Origin of the sequence: Priestia sp. SIMBA_032 (genome assembly GCF_046535215.1) — a bacterium.
In the GTDB taxonomy this organism is placed as follows: domain Bacteria; phylum Bacillota; class Bacilli; order Bacillales; family Bacillaceae_H; genus Priestia; species Priestia aryabhattai.
This window is the reverse complement of sequence record NZ_JAWRXD010000683.1, coordinates 1-271: the sequence shown is the minus strand read 5'-3', so window position 1 is coordinate 271 and position 271 is coordinate 1. Positions and strand designations below refer to the sequence as shown.

The 271-nt window shown below is 44.3% G+C and carries 1 protein-coding gene; it reads right to left on the bottom strand.

Going from position 1 to position 271, the window contains the following annotated elements; all coding sequences use genetic code 11:
• The coding region (locus tag SB717_RS36000; protein WP_410907780.1) for a fructose-bisphosphatase class II at positions 1 to 271 on the bottom strand (271 nt) is incomplete at both ends.

Genomic DNA, 271 nt, shown 5'->3' with positions numbered 1-271 from the left:
AAATCGCCGCCAAGGAATTTAACACCGTCTAATAACTCACCAGCAGATACACCAGTTGCTGAGAAGATTGCATCATCCCCAGATACTAAGTCATCTAACATAAGAAGTTGACGAGGGTCTTCTAATCCCATTTCACGACAACGAGCTTCTTCTTCTTCGTTCATTGGAACTAAGCGAGCTTGCATTTCACCTTCAAGGCACTTTAATGCTGCTGCAGAAATAACACCTTCTGGAGCTCCGCCAATACCTACGAATAAGTCGATACCCGTTC